This is a genomic window from Butyrivibrio sp. X503 (assembly GCF_003625475.1).
GTDB lineage: Bacteria > Bacillota > Clostridia > Lachnospirales > Lachnospiraceae > Butyrivibrio.
The window spans coordinates 146211-167168 of record NZ_RAIQ01000003.1 but is presented as its reverse complement, the minus strand read 5'-3'; the positions used below and the strand labels follow the sequence as shown (position 1 = coordinate 167168).

At 42.8% G+C, this 20958-nt stretch carries 20 protein-coding genes and 1 other RNA gene; 17 read left to right on the top strand and 4 right to left on the bottom strand.

Features of this window, described 5'->3' with window-relative positions:
• Window positions 1-2 precede the first annotated feature (2 nt).
• Window positions 3-719, bottom strand: a complete 717-nt coding sequence (locus D6853_RS06190; RefSeq protein ID WP_120657170.1) for a S1 family peptidase — start codon at window positions 717-719, stop codon at window positions 3-5.
• 97 nt (window positions 720-816) lie between these two features.
• On the opposite strand from D6853_RS06190, the gene D6853_RS06185 reads away from it, so the two are divergent.
• The 3 genes from D6853_RS06185 (at window position 817) to rnpB (ending at window position 2905) form a co-directional block, all read left to right on the top strand.
• Window positions 817-1218 carry a hypothetical protein gene (locus D6853_RS06185; RefSeq protein WP_120657169.1) on the top strand — a complete coding sequence of 134 codons (402 nt, stop codon included), beginning with the start codon at window positions 817-819 and terminating at the stop codon, window positions 1216-1218.
• Between the two features lie 156 nt (window positions 1219-1374).
• Window positions 1375-2472, top strand: a complete 1098-nt coding sequence (locus D6853_RS06180) for a Fic family protein (RefSeq protein WP_120657168.1) — start codon at window positions 1375-1377, stop codon at window positions 2470-2472.
• Between the two features lie 82 nt (window positions 2473-2554).
• Window positions 2555-2905: RNase P RNA component class A (rnpB, locus tag D6853_RS06175), an RNA gene on the top strand.
• 105 nt (window positions 2906-3010) lie between these two features.
• Here rnpB and D6853_RS06170 read toward each other — a convergent pair.
• Genes D6853_RS06170 through D6853_RS06160 form a run of 3 tightly spaced genes read right to left on the bottom strand, consistent with a single transcriptional unit; the run spans window position 3011 to window position 5799 of the window.
• The gene (locus tag D6853_RS06170; RefSeq protein WP_147367717.1) at window positions 3011-3670 is read right to left on the bottom strand and encodes a hypothetical protein; all 660 of its coding nucleotides are present in this window, start codon (window positions 3668-3670) and stop codon (window positions 3011-3013) included.
• The gene (locus D6853_RS06165; RefSeq protein ID WP_120657166.1) at window positions 3663-4145 is read right to left on the bottom strand and encodes an RNA polymerase sigma factor; all 483 of its coding nucleotides are present in this window, start codon (window positions 4143-4145) and stop codon (window positions 3663-3665) included. Before D6853_RS06165 ends, D6853_RS06170 begins: the two co-directional genes overlap by 8 nt.
• Before the next feature lie 49 nt (window positions 4146-4194).
• Entirely contained in the window at window positions 4195-5799 is a 1605-nt protein-coding gene (locus D6853_RS06160) for a vWA domain-containing protein (protein ID WP_120657165.1), read from the bottom strand.
• A 273-nt stretch (window positions 5800-6072) separates the two neighbouring features.
• Between D6853_RS06160 and kduI the strand changes: the two genes are divergently transcribed.
• The 14 genes from kduI to D6853_RS06090 all read left to right on the top strand — a co-directional run bounded on the left by kduI (window position 6073) and on the right by D6853_RS06090 (window position 20927).
• Window positions 6073-6936: a 5-dehydro-4-deoxy-D-glucuronate isomerase gene (gene kduI / locus D6853_RS06155; protein ID WP_120657164.1), complete on the top strand. Its 864-nt coding sequence runs from the start codon at window positions 6073-6075 to the stop codon at window positions 6934-6936.
• 50 nt (window positions 6937-6986) lie between these two features.
• Complete coding sequence (locus tag D6853_RS06150; protein WP_199713005.1) at window positions 6987-7820, top strand: gluconate 5-dehydrogenase; 834 nt, start codon at window positions 6987-6989, stop codon at window positions 7818-7820.
• 29 nt (window positions 7821-7849) lie between these two features.
• Complete coding sequence (locus D6853_RS06145) at window positions 7850-8812, top strand: bifunctional 4-hydroxy-2-oxoglutarate aldolase/2-dehydro-3-deoxy-phosphogluconate aldolase (protein WP_120657163.1); 963 nt, start codon at window positions 7850-7852, stop codon at window positions 8810-8812.
• A gap of 18 nt (window positions 8813-8830) precedes the next feature.
• On the top strand, window positions 8831-9856 hold the full coding sequence (locus tag D6853_RS06140; protein ID WP_120657162.1) for a sugar kinase: 1026 nt from the start codon (window positions 8831-8833) through the stop codon (window positions 9854-9856).
• Between the two features lie 210 nt (window positions 9857-10066).
• Window positions 10067-11236, top strand: coding sequence for an HD domain-containing phosphohydrolase (locus D6853_RS06135; protein WP_158588679.1), 1170 nt, complete (start codon window positions 10067-10069; stop codon window positions 11234-11236).
• A gap of 38 nt (window positions 11237-11274) precedes the next feature.
• Window positions 11275-12336: an acyltransferase family protein gene (locus D6853_RS06130; RefSeq protein ID WP_120657160.1), complete on the top strand. Its 1062-nt coding sequence runs from the start codon at window positions 11275-11277 to the stop codon at window positions 12334-12336.
• A gap of 118 nt (window positions 12337-12454) precedes the next feature.
• Window positions 12455-12790, top strand: a complete 336-nt coding sequence (locus D6853_RS06125) for a PadR family transcriptional regulator (RefSeq protein WP_120657438.1) — start codon at window positions 12455-12457, stop codon at window positions 12788-12790.
• A 1-nt stretch (window position 12791) separates the two neighbouring features.
• The gene (locus tag D6853_RS06120) at window positions 12792-13769 is read left to right on the top strand and encodes a permease prefix domain 1-containing protein (protein ID WP_120657159.1); all 978 of its coding nucleotides are present in this window, start codon (window positions 12792-12794) and stop codon (window positions 13767-13769) included.
• A gap of 6 nt (window positions 13770-13775) precedes the next feature.
• The gene (locus tag D6853_RS06115; RefSeq protein WP_120657158.1) at window positions 13776-14534 is read left to right on the top strand and encodes a DUF4097 family beta strand repeat-containing protein; all 759 of its coding nucleotides are present in this window, start codon (window positions 13776-13778) and stop codon (window positions 14532-14534) included.
• 156 nt (window positions 14535-14690) lie between these two features.
• On the top strand, window positions 14691-15722 hold the full coding sequence (locus D6853_RS06110; protein ID WP_120657157.1) for a LacI family DNA-binding transcriptional regulator: 1032 nt from the start codon (window positions 14691-14693) through the stop codon (window positions 15720-15722).
• A 175-nt stretch (window positions 15723-15897) separates the two neighbouring features.
• Window positions 15898-17526, top strand: a complete 1629-nt coding sequence (locus tag D6853_RS06105; RefSeq protein ID WP_120657156.1) for an ABC transporter substrate-binding protein — start codon at window positions 15898-15900, stop codon at window positions 17524-17526.
• 158 nt (window positions 17527-17684) lie between these two features.
• Window positions 17685-18746 carry a LacI family DNA-binding transcriptional regulator gene (locus D6853_RS06100; RefSeq protein WP_120657155.1) on the top strand — a complete coding sequence of 354 codons (1062 nt, stop codon included), beginning with the start codon at window positions 17685-17687 and terminating at the stop codon, window positions 18744-18746.
• Window positions 18747-18995: 249 nt separating this feature from the next.
• The gene (locus D6853_RS06095) at window positions 18996-19949 is read left to right on the top strand and encodes an ABC transporter permease (protein ID WP_120657154.1); all 954 of its coding nucleotides are present in this window, start codon (window positions 18996-18998) and stop codon (window positions 19947-19949) included.
• Window positions 19950-20000: 51 nt separating this feature from the next.
• On the top strand, window positions 20001-20927 hold the full coding sequence (locus tag D6853_RS06090) for a carbohydrate ABC transporter permease (RefSeq protein WP_120657153.1): 927 nt from the start codon (window positions 20001-20003) through the stop codon (window positions 20925-20927).
• Window positions 20928-20958: the final 31 nt, after the last annotated feature.

Below are 20958 nucleotides of genomic sequence, written 5' to 3'. Positions count from 1 at the left end.
TTTTATTTTGCGCGGAACGATATGTTGTCTGCGCCAAGGCACACGCTTCCTTCATCGGAGCCGCCAAGTAGGATTCCTAAGTAGTGGCCTTTGTTATCAAATAAGCCGCTTCCCGACATTCCGGGATCGACATCGCAAAGACAATAGATCATATTCATTTTAAAATCAGGAATATACTCATCGACCGCATCGATCGTGCCGACTGAGGCTGTTCCTGTTTTTGCGTCCATGATAAAAATATCGTCGTGAGAGAGCGGTGTGTACTTCGCGGCCCTAACGCTCTCGTAATTCATGTCAAAAGAGTTGTCTTCAGAATATCCTTGTTCTTTAGCAGCCTTCTTAAGCTCTTTTTGCTTGATCCTTATAAGAGCTATATCTTTTTCATCATTGAATCTTATAACGGAGCCCTGCGCCGTAAGACCGTCATAAAACGTGATATCCGCGTTACCTTCGTTCGCAACATGTCCCGCAGTTATGACATCGATATACGTTGGGCTAATTCTCCAAATATTTCCGCTTCCTTCAGCGCCTTCGGTTTTTACCGAGACTACCGTCTTGCACACATGATCTATGGCTGTGCCGATATCCCCTGTGGGCGCAGTGATCTCTTTTGTCATATATCTGCTCTGCGGCCTAACGGAGTAGATCCTGTAAGCAAACGGCGACAGACACAATATTATTAAAGCTGTAAGCAGCGCGATGGTTTTCTTCTGTGACATGGTTTATCCTTTTTGATAAAAATGGAATGTGGGTGGCGCGCAAACGCAAACGCCACTATAATAATAACATGTTCATATATAAGGAGGGAGTAAAGGCATGAAAAAAGGGATCATGCGTGTGATCAAAGGGATCGGCATTGCCGTTGTGGGTATCCCGCTCTTACTGATCGCACTTTTTATTGTATGTGAGGTTTTCGGAGCTGTAGTTAATCATGCGGCGACCGGTAAACAGACAAAAGAGATAAGGAATATGATCTCAGAGGAGATAGATGATGCTCAGATCATAGATGTACAGTCTGAAACCGGCAATTCATCCGGAACCGGAAATCATGTGGACTGTCTCACGAGAATATCTTTTACTTCAGGAAAGGACGAGGAGACAATAGCAGGAATTCTTGATAAGGGTTACGAATTTTTTGACCTCAGAAGTGAAAACGATATTTATACTGTTACAATAATTACCGGCGCGCCATTCCGTGATAATATTGAGGGACATTAAACGGCGCAAACCGTACAATCCCAGTGTTTATCGCTGTTAGCGAGCTCGGACATAGTGGAAAATAGTGTAAAAATAGTGAAAAATAGTGAAAAAATAGTGAAGTTTTAATGGAATTAACAGCTCTGTTTTGATATAATTATCCTGAGGTGATAAGGCATGATCAAAGCTATACTTACCAATGAGATCCTTAAGTATATAACGAAAATTGAAAAAAACAGATATAAAGTTTCTACGGTAAAGATGTCTCGGGCTGTTGCAAACAAGCTACGTAAGAATTCAAAAAAGAAGAGTTCTTATGCATCAAATAAGATCGAAGGAAATCCACTTTCTGAGAAACAGGTTGATGAAGTGATCGATCGAGATGAAAGAAAACATCTCTTAAAGCCTGAGCAAGAGGTGAGAAACTATTTTCTTGCTTTGAATTATCTGGAGGAAAAGGTAAAAAAGAAAGAGAAATTTTCTAAAAAGCTGATCCTCGATGTGCAGAAATACGTAGAAAAGGGAGCATCGAAGGAAAAGATAGGTCTTCGTGGACCTATGCCTCCGGGGGTGCTTTTTGCAGTATATGATTCACAAACGGGAAATCCGGATTATATCCCTCCGGAATATTCGGATATCCCCGGATTGCTGGATGAACTGGTGGAATATGTAAATACAACGGACGATCATCCACTTATTGTAGCTGCGGTTGTTCATTATCAGCTTGTAACAATTCACCCTTTTGAAGATGGTAATGGTAGAACTGCACGACTGCTTTCAGGTTATGTTCTTGATATCAATGGATTCGGTTTTAATGGCATTGGATCTTTGGAAGAATATTTCGCATATGATGTGAGTGAATATTACGAATCCATCCAGATGGGATTACCGGCATTATATTACTCGGGTAGGAATGAGCCACCGCACCCTGAAATATGGATAAACTATTTCCTCAGAATGGTCGAACTATATTCAAATAAGGTTTGCGAGCTGTCAGAAGATTCGAGCACCGAGGAAATAACCGGAAGTCTATCTTACTTAAAATTAAAAGAAAAAGAACTGCTATTATTCCTTATGAAGAATTATAAAAGGGAATTCACTCCGATTGAGATCAGTAAGGAATTTACGGTCTCAAATAAGACGATAATAAACAGGTTGGCAGTTCTTGTTAAGAGCGGTTTTGTTGAACCTATTATGGTAAACGAACGTATCAGATCATATAGACTCAGTGATTTCACGATAGAACATGAAAAAGAACTACAATCTAAAATATAATTCGGTTGACAAAAACCATCTTTTTCCTTAAATTAGTTAGGTACTTTCATAATGTTATAATATATTATTGACCGAGAAAATACGAGCAGGATAGATGATCGCTGCCATGCATACGAAAGGGCATGGGAGAGGAAAGTCCGGGCTTCGCAGGGCAGGATGCCAGATAACGTCTGGCGGAGGCAACTCCCGAGATAGTGCAACAGAGAGATACCGCCAAGCCTCTGGCTTGGTAAGGGTGGAAAGGCAGTGTAAGAGACTACCGTGCCGGTGGTAACACCGGTAGCCATGTAAACCTCATCCGAAGCAAGACCGAATAGAAAGCTATGAGTCGGCCCGGCTCGCTTTCAGGTGGGTCGCTTGAGACTGCCGGTGACGGCAGCCCTAGATAGATGATCATCCACGACATAACCCGGCTTACAGTCCTGCTCACAGCTTAAAACATTATATCGGGAGCGATTCCCGATATGACAGATCAAAAAAGATTCTGAACCCGAATGATTGGGAACAGAATCTTTTTTATTATCTTATTAAGTTCACGTTACTCATTTTCTGCGATAACTTCTTTTACCGCTTCCGTCATTGCTTCTTTTGATACGGGCTCTTGATAATATACAGCATAAGTTTCCTCGCCTTCATACCACATAGCGCTTGTTACGGTGTCGCCGTTTCCTCTGAAAGTAACGGTGATATCATCGATAGCTATATCTTCGACAACATCGTATTCCGCGTTATCACCGGTCAGCGTAGCGTAATCCTCTACATGATCGGTTGTCTTGATAACCTGAGGATCGTTACCGGAATCGGCTTCCTCAGTCATTGCTGCTTCTTCAGCAGAGGCCTCAAACGCTTCCTGAGGAGCTTCAAATGCTTCCTGAGCAGGAGTCTTGGCTCCTCCCACAGCACCTTCGCTCATTGTAGCGGAATCATGACGGCCGAAGCTGTCATAGATAACAGATTTTATTGCAATACCCGATATTGCAACGATAAGCAATCCTGCGGCTACGCTAAGCAATGTTTTGTATGTGGGAGAGCGGAAGAAGCTTACTATTTTATTATTTACCGTATCTGATACTTTTTCCTTGTCGTTACTCTTGGTTACTTTATCATCACCAAGCTCCTTCTCAATATTCTGAAGGATTCTTTTCTTCATGTCTTCAGTAACGACAACATTCTCCATAAGATCATTGTATTTACTCAAAGTCATATTCCTCCTTCAAAATAGTTTTGAGTTTTTCTCTTGCTCTTTTCAGATCGGATCTTACAGTAGATTCTTTTCTCTGTAAGATATTCGATATATCGACGGTGGAGTACCCTTCCTGATAGTATAGATGAACGACCTCAACATATTTCTCGGGAAGGGATTTGACAGCTTCCCAGACAAAAGAGAGTTCCTCTTTTTCTTCGGAAACCAGTCCCTCCATTAATTCGTCGGTTTCTCTGATCTTATTGTACTTTATTTTGTTTTTACTTAAGTTAATGGCTACTCTTAAAAGCCATGCCTTCTCGTGCTCCTCATTGTTGTATTCGGAGTCCGATTTAAGATATTGCAGTAGCGTATCCTGCAAAATATCCTCGGCATCTTCCATGTTGTGAAGATAAGAGTATGCCGTTCTCAATATGGTATTTCCATATTTTTCCAAAAGAGCTGCTGCGCGTTCTTGATTCTTTCCCATGCCAATCCCCATTTTTTATTTTCTGTGGTCAACACGGGTATTATAACACTTATAAGTCTCTTTTTTCCACCATTCTTACAAGTTGGATGAATTCATCCTTGTATTCATCGCGAGTTTGAATATCGGAATAAGTCTCGATCACGTGGTCGTAGCTGGCATTTCCCTTGTGATCACTGTCAGATAAGATAAGTGAAAACTCAGCAACGCTCTCAGCAAACTTCATGTTGTCACTTGCTTTTTCTTTTACATCGTTATCGGTTACAACATAGCTTGAGAGTTTGGATTCATCAGCTTCAGGCTCTTTGTATCTTACGTTTACGGTTGCGTATTCGTCACCGTAATCCTCCTGCTCGTTGTTCTGATACTTTAAGTTTACAGCCTTTTCGCTGTCAGCCATTGTTACCTCGTAAAGAGCGATAACGCTGTGGCCTGCGCCGACTTCGCCGCCGTCTTTCTTGTCGTCATTAAAGTCTGCTGCGTCCATCTGTCTGTTTTCATATCCGATGAGTCTGTAGCTGTTTACCTTGTTGGGATTAAACTCAACCTGGATCTTGGCGTCCTTTGCAACGGTTACCATTGTTGAGCTCATCTCTTCGACAAGAACTTTTCTTGCTTCAACCATGGAATCGATGTAAGAGTAGTTGCCGTTTCCGCAGTCAGCGAGTCTTTGCATGCTTGCATCCTTGTAGTTACCGTCGCCAAAGCCGAGTACTGATAAAAAGACGCCGGTTTCTTTTTTCTCTGTAATAAAGTTTTCAAGCTCATCGGGATCTGAAATACCAACATTGAGATCGCCGTCTGTTGCCATGACTACTCTGTTTACACCGCCTTCGATGTAATATTCGGAAGCAATCTCATATGCTTTTTTCATACCGCTCTCACCGTTGGTGCATCCGCTTGCCGAAAGGCTGTTGATCGCCTTCTTTATCTTTTTCTTATTGGCAAGATTTTCACCTTCGAGAAGAACCTTTTCTTCTCCCGAATATGTGACGATGGACAGTGTTCCTTCGCCTGTATAATTGTCAACGAGCTCCTTAAGACTCTTTTTTAAAAGAGGAAGCTTATTTTCCGAACTCATTGATCCCGATACATCGATAAGGAATACCAGGTTACTTGCGGGAAGCTCATTGTTGTTCATTTCGGCCGTCTTTAGGCCTACAAACATTATCTTATGATCTTCATTCCACGGGCAGTCGCCTATCTCAGTCGTTATTCCGAAGGCTTCGCCTTTGTCGGGAGAATTAAGGTCATAATGAAAATAATTGATGAACTCCTCCGGTCTTACCGCTTCGGCAGGAATATCACTAGCCGAATATCCGTCCTCGATCATTCTTCTTACGTTTGCATAGGAAGCAGTATCAACATCCATTGCAAAGGTTGAGAGAGGATTGACGCTTACAAGTGTGGCGCCGTTCTCTTCGGGCTTTTCATAAGTTTCCGTGTTTTCGGGCGGATAATTGTAAGTATATTCACCTTCCGAATATTCTGCACTTTCTGTGGCTGCACTTTCATAATAAGCATCGGAAGTCGGTGAATATTCCGCTTCTTGTGCCGCCGGTGCAGTACTTTTTGCGCCGCCGCAGCCTGCCAGCATACTGGATGCCAGCGCCATTGCTACCAATACATTAAATCCCTTCTTTAAATTCTTTTTCATATTTTTACCCTCCGAGCAGTCAAAAAAAGGTTGGATGACTGCTATTACTTTATAAACAACGGAGAAGTCGAAAATGTTGCACACTGCAACTTTTGCAATACAAAACATTTATTACTATGCTATGATATTACCGTGCAGAAGGGCTTAGATAGGTCAAGATTTGCAAGTTTTTATAACGTAAATGAACTGACGTGGAAAAATATATCTAGTATCATTACATATATCAGAGAATAAATTGCTGACTAAAATGCTATGCAATGGAACGGAGGGTATATGGAACTTAGAACAGCTTGCTCACCAATGGATGAGAAACACTATGATACACAGAGACTGCGTCGGGAATTTTTGATCGACGATCTTTTTAAGCCTGATGAGATCAAACTCGTATACAGCCATATTGACAGGATCATTACCGGATCGGCAGTTCCTGCGACCAAGGAACTTAAGCTGACCGCAGGAGATGAGCTCAGAGCGGAGTATTTTTTACAAAGACGCGAGATGGGCGTGATCAATATCGGAGGATCCGGAAGCATAACAATAGACGGCAAGAAGTACGAGGTTGACTACAAGCAGGGCATGTATATAGGAATGGGGGCAAAAGATATTTCTTTTGCAAGTACGGATTCCCGGAATCCCGCCAAATTCTATATAAACAGCGCACCTGCTCACAAGACTTATCCTACAGTGCTCATCAAAAGAGAAGGAACACCTTCGGATGATGTTGTGATCATCAAGGATGAGAACAAGAAGGAATTGGGAAGTCTGGAAGAATCCAATCACCGAGTTATCAACAAATATATTTTGCCCGGACAGGTTGAGACATGCCAGCTCGAGATGGGAATGACGGAGCTTAAGCCCGGAAGTGTATGGAATACAATGCCTTGTCACACGCATGACAGACGCATGGAGGTTTACCTCTATTTTGATATTCCTGAGGATGCGATCGTTATGCACTTCATGGGAGAACCGACCGAGACTCGCCACATTGTAATGCGCAATGAGCAGGCGGTCATCAGTCCAAGCTGGTCTATCCACTCAGGATGCGGTACGCAGGCTTATACTTTTATCTGGGGGATGGTCGGAGAAAACCAGGATTTTGACGACATGGACGATGTAGCCATGACCGATCTTATGTGATCCGATCGATAAGTAAGCGCAGTATTTGATGATATTAGGAGGTTACGGTAATGACGGACTTTTTGAAGAATTTTTCACTTGAAGGTAAGGTTGCGTGGGTAACGGGCGCTTCTTACGGACTTGGACTTGCTTATGCGACAGCTTTTGCGCAGAGCGGCGCCAAAATTGTTTTTAACGATATAAATCAGGAACTTGTGGACAAGGGAATGGCTGAGTACAACAAGCTTGGAATAGAAGCTTACGGCGCTGTTTGCGATGTCACCAAGGAAGACATGGTAAAAGAATTTGTTGCCGATGTAGAGCAAAAAGTGGGAACAATTGATATACTTGTAAACAATGCGGGTATCATCAAGAGGATTCCTATGACCGAGATGACTTTGGAAGAGTGGAATCAGGTAATAGACGTTGATCTTACGGGTCCCTTTATCTGTTCCAAGGCAGTACTTCCCGCAATGATAAAAAAAGGCAGCGGCAAGATCATCAACGCCTGCTCGATGATGTCGGAGTTCGGACGCGAGACGGTATCCGCTTATGCAGCAGCAAAGGGCGGACTTAAGATGCTCACAAGAAATATCTGTTCCGAGTACGGCCAGTATAATATTCAGTGCAACGCCATCGGCCCCGGATATATCGCGACTCCTCAGACGGCACCTCTTAGAGAGAAGCAGCCTGACGGCTCGATGCATCCCTTTGACAGATTTATTCGTTCCAAGACACCTGCGCAGAGATGGGGCAAGACGGAGGACCTCATGGGACTTGCTGTATTCCTTGCATCCCCTGCTTCCGATTTTATAAACGGACAGGTAGTCTACATAGACGGAGGTATCACAGCTTACATCGGACAAGATCCAAGCAACCTTGATCCGAGTAAGTTTGAGGATTAAGTATTATAAGTAAAAAGAAAGGCATTATAATGGATAAGATTTGCGAAGAACTTTACAAAATCGGTATAGTACCCGTAATCGCGATTGACGATGCCAAGGACGCAGCGCCTTTGGCAGAGGCTCTTATAAAGGGAGGTCTTCCCGCGGCAGAGGTTACATTCCGTACAGAAGCTGCAGAGGAAGCTATAAGGATCATTTCAAAGGAGTTCCCCGAGATGATCGTGGGCGCCGGAACTGTACTTAATGCAGAGCAGGCGGACAGAGCCAAGGCGGCCGGAGCCAAGTTTATCGTAAGCCCCGGATTCAACAGATCCAATGTTGAGTACATCAAGAGTATCGGAGTACCGGTTGTTCCCGGAACAGCTACACCCGGTGAAGTTGAGCAGGCTATTGAGCTTGGACTTGACTGCGTAAAGTTTTTTCCTGCCGAGCAAAATGGCGGAATAGCCAAGATCAAGGCTATGGCAGCGCCTTATACCAAGATGCATTTCATGCCGACAGGCGGTATAAATAAGAACAACTTGAATGATTACCTTGGGTTTAATAAGGTATTCTGCTGTGGTGGTAGCTGGATGGTCAAAAAAGATCTTATTTCAGCCGGAAAGTTTGATGAGATCGAAGCTATGACCAAAGATGCCGTAAACGCTATGCTCGGATTCACCATGAAGCATATAGGTATCAACGAGAATGACGCTGCATCGGCTGAGGCTACTGCTGATAAGTTTGTTTCTCTCTTTGGATTTACCAAGAAGGTCGGAAATTCTTCGGTGTTTGCCGGAAATGTTATAGAAGTTATGAAGGCTAAGGGCAGAGGTGCAAACGGACATATTGCCATCGGAACCAACAACGTTGACAGAGCCGTTTATCACCTTGGAAGACAGGGCGTTAAATTTGACGAGTCTTCATTTAAATATGATGCCGACAACCATCTTAAGGTCGCATACCTTGCGGATGAGCTTGGAGGTTTCGCGGTACATCTTGTAAATAACTGATAGAGAGGATAAATTATCATGGCAAAAAAAATTGTTACATTCGGAGAGATCATGCTGCGTCTGCAGCCTGATAACTATTTAAGATTTGTTCAGGTGGATCACCTTGAGGCTACATTCGGAGGCGGAGAAGCCAATGTTTCGGTTTCGCTCGCAAACTACGGCCTTCATTCCGTATACGTTACAAAGCTTCCCAAACACGAGATCGGACAGGCAGCGGTTAATTCGCTTCGCAAATACGGTGTCGATACTACAATGATCACAAGAGGCGGAGACAGAGTAGGTATCTACTTTAATGAGAAAGGTGCTTCACAGAGAGGCTCCAAGTGTATATATGACAGAGCGCATTCGGCTATTTCCGAGGCTGTTCCCGAGGACTTTAACTGGAATGAGATCTTCAAGGATGCAGAGTGGTTCCACTTTACCGGTATCACTCCCGCGGTGAGCGATTCTCTTGCGAAGATCACGCTTGAAGCTGCCAAAAAGGCCAAAGAAATGGGACTTACCGTTTCTTGCGATCTTAACTACAGAGGAAAGCTCTGGAGCAAAGAAAAGGCCGGAGAGGTTATGGGCGAGATCTGTAAATATGTAGATGTTTGCATCGCAAACGAAGAGGACGCAGGAGACGTATTCGGTATCAAGGCTTCTTCAACCGACGTTACGACAGGTAAGCTCAATACGGAAGGCTATATCGAAGTGGCGCAGAAGCTTACTGACAGATTCGGATTTAAAAAGGTAGCGATCACACTTAGAGAGTCTATCTCTGCAAATGACAACAACTGGAGTGCAATGCTCTACTCAGACGGACAGGCTTTCTTTTCCAAGAAGTATGCGCTTCGCATCGTAGACAGAGTGGGAGGCGGAGATTCTTTCGGCGGCGGACTTATCTACAGCTGCGTAAACGGATTCGATCCTCAGAAGACAATCGAGTTTGCTGTTGCGGCTTCCGCTCTTAAACATACTATAGAAGGCGACTTTAACCTTGTAAGCGTTGATGAAGTGGAAAAGCTTGCCGGCGGCGACGGATCGGGACGTATCCAGAGATAAATATATTTTATACAGTTCACAAAAATATCAAATATGGACACCGCACATTGTTTCAAATGTGCGGTGTTTTATGTATAATTAAAAAAGGATATTTTACAGTATGAGGGCTTGAAATTGAATATAAGACTGGATAAAACGGCTAATACTTTTCTTATACTATTTTCCGTTTTGGCAATGCTCTTGACGGGGGTTTTGGTTGAGAGGATAGTTATGCGGAACAACTTATCGTCGATTTACAGATGTAGGATCTCTTTAAACGGATCCAGACTATCCGACGAGTTCTATGCTAATGTCAAAAAGGTTTCAAGTGTAAGAACAGCCAATACATATGCAACGCAATATGAATTTGTGATAAATAATCTGGGAACCAATGATCTTGAGAACTGGAATATTTTTTTGGCTATGCCCAGAGGTTCTTCCGTTACGGATGTATGGAATGTTGAGCTTTCGCGCGATGACAGAGAAGATCTCGTTATCACTCCCGTTAACAACAACATGACGATCAAGGCCAGAGGAAATGTGAGCTTTGGCTTTACCATACACACAAGGAGAGCATATACACCTTCCGCACTGATGCTGAGGGGCTTTAAAACCATGCCGCCCGGAGCAACGACTGCGAGCAGGCTGATCATAGTTCTTTTGATAATATGGGGAGCTGTATTTGTAGGAGTTTTGGTTGCAAGACTCAATTCAAGAAGCTACAGAGAAAGACAGAAGACCGATATTAAGATCATCTTACAGTCGATGAATACTTTCATCAGCTTCATCGATGCCAAGGACCCTTATACAAGGGGCCATTCAAGACGTGTGGCTATGTACGCCGCAGAGATTGCCAAGAGGATGCATCTTCCGGAGAACGAGATACAGAATGTTTATTATGCGGGTCTTTTGCATGATGCGGGCAAGATCAGCATACCCGACGCGGTTCTTAATAAACCGGGTAAGCTTACGGATGAAGAGATGAGTGCTATTCGTAACCATACGGTTGCGGGCGGCAACATGCTCAAACAGCTTTCGATTTCCGGCGTGCGAGAGACGGCTCTTTATCATCATGAACGCTTCGACGGACTTGGCTATCCCGAGGGGCTTAGAGGAGATGAGATTCCGCTTTACGCAAGGATTGTCGGAGTTGCCGATTCATATGATGCAATGTCCAGTAACCGTGTATACAGAAGACACCTCAACAAGGATGAGATCATTGAGGAGATTCAGAAGGGATCGGGTAATCAGTTTGATCCCGCGATTGTTGTGTACATGGTAGATATGATAAATGATGGATACGTTAACGTTGTTAAGATGGAGACTGCCGATTCTGATGACGGATCCGACAGACTTCACCTAAGGGAAGAGGATATTCCGGGGCTCTATATGGGCTTTTAACAGCAGGTTTTTACGAAAGGGGATTTCTATAGGTGCCTATGGATAGTAATAAGAAGCAGGATGGGAAGCTTTTGCATCTTGAACTTCTTAGGATTATTGCATGTTTTTTGGTAATACTTAATCATACCTCAGGGTATATCAATTGTTTTGTTTATGATAAAGACTATATTACATTAGAGCTTATTCTGAAGCTTTTTGTCGGGATGCTGGTAAAGATCAACGTCCCGTTATTCTTTATGATAACCGGAAGTGTGCTTCTTTATAAGGACAGGGATTACGGTTATGTCTGTAAGAAGGTTCTTAAGACTTTCGGTATTCTTCTCTTGTTCAGTATAGTCGCTAATTTTTGTAATCAGGGGCATATCTATGTCACCGGATTTATCAGGTGCTTTATCACGGAAAGTGTCGACGGAGCGGGACCTTATTGGTACCTCTATGCATATTTGGGCTTACTATTGATACTGCCGTTTATGCGTTCGGTAGCGGCAAGGCTTACGGTTAAAGATTTAAAATACATCATAATCGCCAGGACTCTGATAACCGGCATTATTCCTATGGCTTTTTTATTCGTTAATAAGATCATGGATTCCAATATTCAATATGGACAGGACTTTAATCCGGTTTTATTTACCTTTGACTGTGTCTTTTATCCCATAATCGGCTTCGGCCTTGACAGGCTCTTGGAAAAAGAAAAAGTGGATAAATTAAATCCGTTTTCTTTTATATTGCTGTTCCTTGGAGCCAATGTGACGGAGATCTTCCTTACATGGATAGGAGGACTTGATAAAGTATACAGGGGCTATGATTTCCTGATGGCGATCGGCATCTTTATGCTTATCAAGATTTTATACAGCAAAAGAGAAGAAAAAGAGCCGGGGAAGATCGGCAGCTTTATCGCTACGGTCGGAGGTCTTACCTTCGGAATATATTTGCTTGATCCGATACTTGATAATTACATCGATCCTTTGATAGTAGGACCAAAGACCAATAATCTGCTTTTTTTGAGGTCTGTTGTATATTGCATAGTATCGATGATAATAGGCGGTTTAATTACCTTTGTATTCAAAAAAATAAAGAAAAATATTTTTTTTAAAAAATAATATTGACTTACCTCATCCATCGTAGTATATTTACTACGACAGCAATAGTACGATAGATGAGGTGATAAAAATATGACAAATGACAAATGATGAATGAGGAGAGGATATGACAAACAATATGATAGAAATTAGTAGTGACGTCATTAGGGGGTATAATGACACGATGATTTTATATATATTGATGGAAGCGCCTTCCTACGGCTATGAGATAGCCAAAAAGATAAGAGCGCTTACCGAAGATAAGTACATCATTAAGGAGACAACCCTCTATTCGGCTTTCACTAGAATGGAAAAGAATGGCTATGTTGTTTCATATAGCCAGAACGCCGATAACGGTAAGAAGAGAACATATTATAAGATGACGGATGCCGGTAAGGCATATTACAAGGAGAAGTGCGCCGAGTGGCAGCTTACCAAGGAAGTTGTAGAGCACTTTATCAGAGGAGACGAGTGATATGGAAACGATAAGAAACTATTTGGAGACTATGTTTGCTAATCTTCCGAATACTATGGATGTTCTGAAGGCTAAGAATGAGCTTTATCAGATGATGGAAGATAAATATGAAGAATTGATCGCTGAGGGTAAGCATGAGAATGAGGCTGTAGGTATCATCATCTCAGAATTCGGTAATCTTGAAGAACTTGCCGATACTTTAGGAATCGGCGGTGTTATAAATAACAACGTGGACCTTGATACCAGACTTGTTACAGATGACGAGGCAATGGAGTATGTGTTTGAAGCATCTCAGCACAAGCTTCTTATAGGTGTGGGTGTTATGTTGTTTATCATTTCACCTATATTCCCTATCCTTATTACCGGTAGTACCGGTAGTTTAGGGGGAGTGGTAGGATTTTTCATAACCATAGCTGTGGGAGTGGCTATTCTCATTCTTTCATCCGCTCGTATGGGAAAGTGGAGCTTTTTGGATAACCTCAACTGCGTTATTGAGTATGCTACGGCAAATGCTCTTTATGCAGAGCTTAGAAACAATATGCTTAGTAAAGCACTTATGAAGACAATAGGTATTATGTGCATCATTTTGTCATTTATTCCTGTGATCATTCTGGATGAACTCACAGCCAAGTCATTTTTTGGCCCGAATATGGCGCCTGCATCTTTGTTTATCATGGTGGGTATAGGAGTGCTCCTTATTATTGCTTCTACAGCAAAAGATGGAGCTTACAACAAGCTTCTTTCGCTAAATGATTCCAAGAAAGTTGCAGGAAACTATGATTCCATCAGATCAACACAGCATGACTACGGCAATGAGGTTTTCAATAAGATCATGCCTGTTTATTGGAAGACTGTGACATGTGTTTACCTCATATGGAGCTTTTTGACTTTCCATTGGCACAGATCATGGGTGATCTGGCCGATCGCATGGATCATCCACAGAGTTATTTCAACATCATATAGTGATAAAAGGAGATAATAGAAATTGAAAAAATATATTACTGTATTAACTATCGTCACGGTAATAGCCATTATTGTGGGATCCGTTATACATCTTCAATCATGTAGGGAGTGCGGAAATTTTAGCTACGATATCAACGTCGGCGAAGGTGATGACAACAAAATGGGTGAAGTCTATACCAAAGACTTCGATAATATTGAAATCGGAATGGCACTTGTAGAAGTTGAGGTCAAGGAAGGCAGTGCTTTCAAGGTTGATTATAACGGAAAAGAAAAATACAAGCCTGATATCGAATCAGACGGCGATACACTGGTAATCTCAAACGGTGACAGAAATTTCCCGATTAGTTCTTTAGGTGCTCAAAGTAAAAACAAGCTCACAGTTACCATTCCCAAAGGAAAGGTATTTGAGAACGCTAAACTTGAGTCAGTTATGGCGGATTTCAAAATAGAGACATTGAACGCCAAAAACCTTGATATAGAGGTTCCTACAGGCGAGATTGAGATCAATAACGCAAAGGGTGAGAATCTTAAGGCAGAGGTTGTTAAAGGGGATCTTAAACTTACAGGTGATTTCACCGATCTTGATATCTCAGCTGTTCTTGGTAATGTTGAGATCGATCTTGCTCAGGATGTGAACAAGTACAATGTTGAGGCTAATTCTGAACTGGGTAGTATAGAATGTGGAGATGTCCATGCCAAGGGTGCTTCCACTTCAAGTCAGAACGGTGATCTCGGAAACATCAAGGCTGAATGTTCGATGGGTAACATAACGATTAAATAATTAAAAGGTAAATATGATCGGGTGGGAATGGAATGTTCTTACCCGATTTTTTCTTGTTAGAACTTGCGAAAAGAATCGCGAACCGATACAATTAATAAAACGTTTAACGGTGGGCAGCTAATAGTATTAGCGGGGGTATGAAAGGAAATAGGTAAATTGGTAACCATAAAAGAGATCGCAAAAGAGTGCGGTGTATCGACTGCTACGGTCTCAAACATTCTTAACGGGAAAAAGAATGTAGGAGAAGAGACCAAGGCCAGAGTTATGGCCGTAGTTGAGAGAACGGGGTACAAACTCAACTATATCGCACAGGGACTTAGGAAACAAAAGACACAGACTATCGGTATCATAGCAGAAGATATCGGTCAGTTTACTACACCCGAGATGATCGAGGGTGTTATGGAAGTATGTGAGGATAACGGATATCGCACGATCGTGCAGAATCTTCGTTTTTATTCAAGATGGAATGATATATGGTTCGATAACGAGACCATGTGTAATTCCGTGATGGAGCCTGCTGTTCAGGAGATGGCCTCGATCCGAGTTGACGGTATCGTCTATATCGCGGGACATGCAAGAAATATCAGCAGATTTCCAAGTGAATACAATATTCCTTCTGTTCTTGCTTATGCTTATTCGCAGGATGATAAGGTACCTTCTGTAGTTATTGACGACGAAGACGCAGCAAGAGTTTTAGTGAAGTATCTGATAGATCACGGACACAGAAGGATAGGAGTTCTTGCGGGAGAGAGGGATAACCTTCATGCACAGCTGCGTATCTTGGGCTATCAGAAGGCTCTCTATGATGCAGGAATCCTATATGACCCCGAGCTTGTGGTATATACGGGATGGGGCAAGGAGTTTGGATACAGAGATTCTGCAAAGATACTGGATAAAGGAGTTACCGCAGTTTTCTGTATGAGTGATCAGATCGCGGGAGGACTTTATCAATATCTTTTCGAGCACAATATGCAGGCGGGCAAAGATATTTCGGTAGTCGGCTTTGACAATCAGGTAATATCCGATTATTTCATGCCGGGGCTTACGACCACCAAGATCGATCTTATCGGAATCGGCAGAACCGCTATGAATATGCTTCTTGATAAACTCGACGGAAAAGAGACAGAGCAGCTTGTGAGAGTTCCGTGTAAAATGATCAAGCGACAGTCTGTAAGCAAAATAAAATAAGTTAAACGATAAATACTGTGCATAATCCACAAATATTACCTGACGAAATTTGGTGAAAATTATGGATAATGCACAGTATTTTGTTAGGAGTATTGACAACATGGCGTAGATGGAATATATTCAGTTTATGTTAGGTTAATCGTTTAATTAACCTGATTTTTAATCGGAGGTGGAGATGAGAGGTAAGTTTACATCATTACTTCTTACCGGCGCTTTATTAACAACACTTCTTACAGGATGTGGCATGGAGTTTGGCTCCGAAGCTGAAGAATATGAGTCGGACGCAGTTATTCCCAAGTCGGGGGGCTTGGAGAAAGACATTGATTTTGAACGAGCTGCGAAAGCGATCACAGAGCGAAAGGCTCTGGCTCGTCAGACCGGCGAATACCAAAAGGTAGTAGTGGCATTTTTTGACTGGACAGGAAGACCTGTCGGTACAGATAGGATTAGTGCTGCGATTTCAGCTCACACTGAAGAGACACTTGGACTTGACGTGGAACTTAAGATCTTCGATTCGTCCGAATACGGCGATGATATGAAGGTTCTTTTATCTTCGGGAGGACAGGTTGATCTTTTTACCAGCGCTTTCCTTGGGTACAATGCTTGTATCAATGACGGATATGTGCTTGATCTTGAACAAAACGGATTGTTTGATGATTATTGCGCGGGACTTAAGAGCAAAGTCAGAGATGAATATTTGGACGCATGCCGCGTTGGAGGTACACTTTACGGAACGCCTCCGATCAAAGATTACGCAATAGAGACTTGTGCCGTATGTATCGGTAAAGAATACCTGGACGGCATTGGATATAACGCAGACGGGCTCCCTAAGGGTGAGCTCGGCTATCCAAAGGCCACCTGGTCTGAAATTAACGATATTTACGCACAGCTCCATGAAAAATATCCCGATAAATATGTGATCGCCACTCAGGATAACATTTTAACCCAGGGTAGTACGGTCGATAATCTCGGGGGAGATTATTTCGGAACGCTTCTTGATCCGCAGAATTCACTTGTGGTCAAGGATGTATATTCATCGGATATTTTCAAGGAGTGGTGTCTGCGAACTTATGAGTGGAACAATGAGGGGTATATTGCTGAGGACGCGCTAACCAATAATACGGCGGCCTCAGCGAAGGTCAGATCCGGGGAGTACATGTCCATGATGGCTGCATGTAAACCCGGATACAAGACACAGATTTCAGGTGAATGTGGGAGAGAGATGGTTGTTTTTGATGTAGGCGAGAGCTTCATGAGTTCTTCGGCTGTATCAAGCTTTCCCTGGTGCGTTAACAGGGACTCTCAAGACCCCATTGCCGCAATGCAAGTACTCGACGCTCTTTACACGGATTCTTACATAGAGAATCTTATATGTTGGGGCGAAGAAGATGTTGATTATAAGTTAAGTCACAAGGGTACCATAACATTTGCGGACGGTGTCGATGCAAACACTTCCGAATATTATCCGAATGTTATGTGGCTTATGCCCAATCCATATATTGCATATGTTTGGAAAGGAGATTCACCTGACCTTGGTCAGGAGATTTCCGATTTTAACGATAACTGTGAATGCAGATCCCTGGCCATAGGTTTTACATGGGATAACACAGGATACGCCGAAGAGTGCAGAGATCTTCAGAATGCCTATGATGAATTCGCACCACAGCTTATACACGGATTTATCGAACCCGAAGAGGGAATAGAAAGGCTTGAGACAGCTTTAAAGGCAGCCGGACTTGATGAATATATGGCAGCCAAACAAAGAGCCCTTAATGTGTGGGCGAATGAAAACAATATATATTAATATGCTTTTTACCTAATTCCCATTTTTGAATTCCCGGAGCACCCCCACTTTCCCCGCTCCGGGAATTCGTTTGCATCGGAATCTTGACAATACGTTTTTCATTCCGTAATATAAAATTGAAATCGGTTTCATACGATAAAATTTTGGAGCGTATATTTATGGAAAACGTTAGAACGGGAACCGGAAAGACAATAACCATATACGATATCGCCAAGGAAGCGGGAGTTTCTGCTTCCACCGTTTCGCGCGTTCTTACCGGCAACGCAGCTGTTCGCCAGGATAAAAAAGAACGCATTCAGAGCATAATCCAAAAATACAATTTCAGACCAAACGCTCTTGCCAAGGGGCTCTCGGATACGTCTACAAAGACTATCGGTATCATTGCCGCAGATGTAAGAAACCCGTATTATTCCGCGCTTTTTGTCGCATGCGAGGTCGCTGCGGAGGAGGCCGGATACAGTGTCAGCCTTGCCAATTCTCTCGGAGAAAAAGAAAGAGAGCAGGCGCAGCTGGATCTTTTGTTGCAGCAGAGAGTTGATGCGATCATACAGATGGGCGGAAGAGTAGATGACCTTATAACCGACGATGCTTACGCGGAGAAGGTCAGAAGCGTTTGCAGAACGACTCCTGTGGTTGTGACGGGTAAGCTTGATAAGGCGCCCGTTCACAGCGTTGTCATCGACGAAGCGATGGGTATGAATCTTGTAATGGAGCACCTTATAGGCCTAGGGCACAAGAAGATAGCGCTTGTCGGCGGAGAGATGAGAGTTAATTCAACTTATCTCAAATATCAGAAATACCGCGAGATACTTGCTAAGTACGGAATACAGGAAAACGGCGAGTATGTCGTTAACGGAACCTACGATCCCGAGACAGGATACGAGGCGACCAACAAGATCCTGGAGCTTAAGGACAGACCGACTGCGATAATCGCGATAAATGACTTCGCAGCAAGCGGAGCGCTTCGCAGTATCAGAGAGCATAGGCTCCATGTTCCTGAGGATATATCTGTAATAAGCTTTGATAACACATATATCGCAGACCTTGTTATGCCCAAGCTTACGAGTGTCGACTATAATTACGAGGATTACGGTAAGCTGCTTATAGAGACGGCCACAAGCGCCGCAGAGGGCAAGGATACTGCAAATGTCAGAATGGTACAGCCGGAGATCGTAGAGAGAGACAGCACGGGACCGGCTCCGAGATCAAGCAGAAAATAAAATAATAATCGTCATATTCCACAAAAAAGAGAGGGTATCAAAAGGATACCTTCTCTTTTTGTTTGCTTGGATATATGCGTACGAAAACGTGTAAGTTAATCAGTGGCGATTTGTTGCTTTTTCACAAATCTGAAATCGGTTTCAAAAATCTATTGACGAGCTGTTGTTGATTATGTTTAAATAATTATATGAAATCGGTTGCAGAAAGTTCAAAATGCACAACAATAAAGTGATTACGCGGAGGGAGTAATGAGTAAAAACAAGAAAACCTCATCCGAAGGAATAAAGAAAAGGGGAATCCTAGAGACCATATGGAGATACCGAGTACTTGAGCTTATGTGTCTTCCCGCTGTTTTATTCTTCTTTATGTTCAGTTACATGCCGATGCCCGGAATTTATGTGGCATTCGTCAAATACAACTATAGAAAGGGCATATTCGGAAGTAAGTTCATTGGACTTGATAATTTCAAGTTCCTCGCCGAATCCGGTAAGCTCTTTGATCTTACCAAGAACACCATTCTTTACAATCTGGCTTTTATCATACTTGGTAATTTCCTTGCAATACTGGTAGCGATACTTCTCAACGAGATGAGAAGCAAGATGTTCAAGAAGGTTTCGCAGACACTTATGTTCCTGCCTTACTTCATTTCGCAGGTTCTGGTAGGACTTCTTGTTTACAGCTTACTTAATTACGATACGGGATTTATAAATGAGATCCTCGTTGCACTTGGAAAAGCAAAGTGGCAACCTTATTCGAACCCGTCGGTATGGCCGGTTATCATAGTTCTCATCCATCTGTGGCAACAGACGGGATATAACTCGGTTGTATATTTTGCGGCGATATGCGGAATCGATGCAGAGATAATCGAAGCGGCCAAGGTTGACGGAGCCAATGCCTTCCAGAGGATCAGATACATCATCTTACCTTCGCTCAAGCCTACGATCGTAATCCTTCTTCTGTTTGCACTCGGAGGAATCGTAAGAGGTAACTTCGGACTCTTCTGGAACGTAATAGGATCCAACTCGGTACTGTATCCTACAACGGATATCATCGAGACATTCGTGTACAGAGCAACAATGTCAGACTTTAATTTCTCCACTGCTTCGGCAGTTGGTTTCTATCAGTCATTGGTAGGATTTGTGATAGTTATGTTGGCCAATCTTGCAGTTAAGAAGATCGACCCCGACTACTCACTGTTCTGATGACAGATCTTTTACCTGATAAGTAATTGCTACGGAAATGGAGAAATAAAGATGGCTAAGAAAAAAGATATAGATTTTGAACCCAGCAATACCAAGATAAAAATAGGAGCGTCGGATTACATAGTAAGAGGCTTTGGATATGTTCTCATAACCCTTTACTCTCTTGCATGTGTATTTCCTTTCCTCATAATACTGGGAACATCATTTACAGATGAAACTTATATTAGAACACACGGCGTGCAGCTTATCCCCGTTGAGTTTTCAACAAAGGGATACGACATGGTAATAGGAAGTGGCAATATCTGGAAGTCATACGGACTTACGATAGCGCTTACTCTTATCGGAACCACTTTGGGACTGCTTATCATAGCGATGACGGGATATGCACTTCAGAGAAAAGACTTTCCGCTTAGGAACGTGATCTCTTTTTACATCTACTTCACGAGTCTTTTCAGCGCAGGACTTGCACCTTACTACCTGCTTATGGCCAAGACATACAAGCTACTTGATAACTACCTTGCGGTACTTCTTCCTCTTATGATGTCGCCATGGCTCATCATCCTGATGAAGAACTTTATCAAGCAGATACCTCACGAGATCACTGAATCAGGCAAGATCGACGGAGCGGGAGATATGACGGTTTTCATACATCTTATCCTTCCCATGATCAAGCCCGCGCTTGCTACGATAGGTCTTTTCCTCGCACTCGGTTATTGGAATGAGTGGTATCAGTCATCTCTTTTCCTTACGACCAAGGTTGCAGTAAAGCCTCTTCAGTACACATTGTACGAGGTTGTTAATAAGCTCGATGCTCTCAGAAATTCAGTTGCCGGACAGTTCGTAACACTGACGGATATTCCGGAGCAGAGCGTTAAGATGGCCAACGCGGTTTTGGCGACGGGACCCATCGTACTTCTGTATCCTTTCGTACAGAAATACTTCATCGGCGGTATCACAGTAGGAGCCGTTAAAGGTTGAATGATGCTCATGTTACCTCTATAGAGGTAAG

What these genes read in the sequence shown, in the direction of transcription:
- D6853_RS06190 (WP_120657170.1), bottom strand. Translation starts at nt 719, where the DNA reads ATGTCACAGAAGAAAACCATCGCGCTGCTTACAGCTTTAATAATATTG.
- D6853_RS06185 (WP_120657169.1), top strand. Translation starts at nt 817, where the DNA reads ATGAAAAAAGGGATCATGCGTGTGATCAAAGGGATCGGCATTGCCGTT.
- D6853_RS06180 (WP_120657168.1), top strand. Translation starts at nt 1,375, where the DNA reads ATGATCAAAGCTATACTTACCAATGAGATCCTTAAGTATATAACGAAA.
- D6853_RS06165 (WP_120657166.1), bottom strand. Translation starts at nt 4,145, where the DNA reads ATGGGAAAGAATCAAGAACGCGCAGCAGCTCTTTTGGAAAAATATGGA.
- D6853_RS06160 (WP_120657165.1), bottom strand. Translation starts at nt 5,799, where the DNA reads ATGAAAAAGAATTTAAAGAAGGGATTTAATGTATTGGTAGCAATGGCG.
- kduI (WP_120657164.1), top strand. Translation starts at nt 6,073, where the DNA reads ATGGAACTTAGAACAGCTTGCTCACCAATGGATGAGAAACACTATGAT.
- D6853_RS06150 (WP_199713005.1), top strand. Translation starts at nt 6,987, where the DNA reads ATGACGGACTTTTTGAAGAATTTTTCACTTGAAGGTAAGGTTGCGTGG.
- D6853_RS06145 (WP_120657163.1), top strand. Translation starts at nt 7,850, where the DNA reads ATGGATAAGATTTGCGAAGAACTTTACAAAATCGGTATAGTACCCGTA.
- D6853_RS06140 (WP_120657162.1), top strand. Translation starts at nt 8,831, where the DNA reads ATGGCAAAAAAAATTGTTACATTCGGAGAGATCATGCTGCGTCTGCAG.
- D6853_RS06135 (WP_158588679.1), top strand. Translation starts at nt 10,067, where the DNA reads ATGCGGAACAACTTATCGTCGATTTACAGATGTAGGATCTCTTTAAAC.
- D6853_RS06130 (WP_120657160.1), top strand. Translation starts at nt 11,275, where the DNA reads ATGGATAGTAATAAGAAGCAGGATGGGAAGCTTTTGCATCTTGAACTT.
- D6853_RS06125 (WP_120657438.1), top strand. Translation starts at nt 12,455, where the DNA reads ATGATAGAAATTAGTAGTGACGTCATTAGGGGGTATAATGACACGATG.
- D6853_RS06120 (WP_120657159.1), top strand. Translation starts at nt 12,792, where the DNA reads ATGGAAACGATAAGAAACTATTTGGAGACTATGTTTGCTAATCTTCCG.
- D6853_RS06105 (WP_120657156.1), top strand. Translation starts at nt 15,898, where the DNA reads ATGAGAGGTAAGTTTACATCATTACTTCTTACCGGCGCTTTATTAACA.
- D6853_RS06100 (WP_120657155.1), top strand. Translation starts at nt 17,685, where the DNA reads ATGGAAAACGTTAGAACGGGAACCGGAAAGACAATAACCATATACGAT.
- D6853_RS06095 (WP_120657154.1), top strand. Translation starts at nt 18,996, where the DNA reads ATGAGTAAAAACAAGAAAACCTCATCCGAAGGAATAAAGAAAAGGGGA.
- D6853_RS06090 (WP_120657153.1), top strand. Translation starts at nt 20,001, where the DNA reads ATGGCTAAGAAAAAAGATATAGATTTTGAACCCAGCAATACCAAGATA.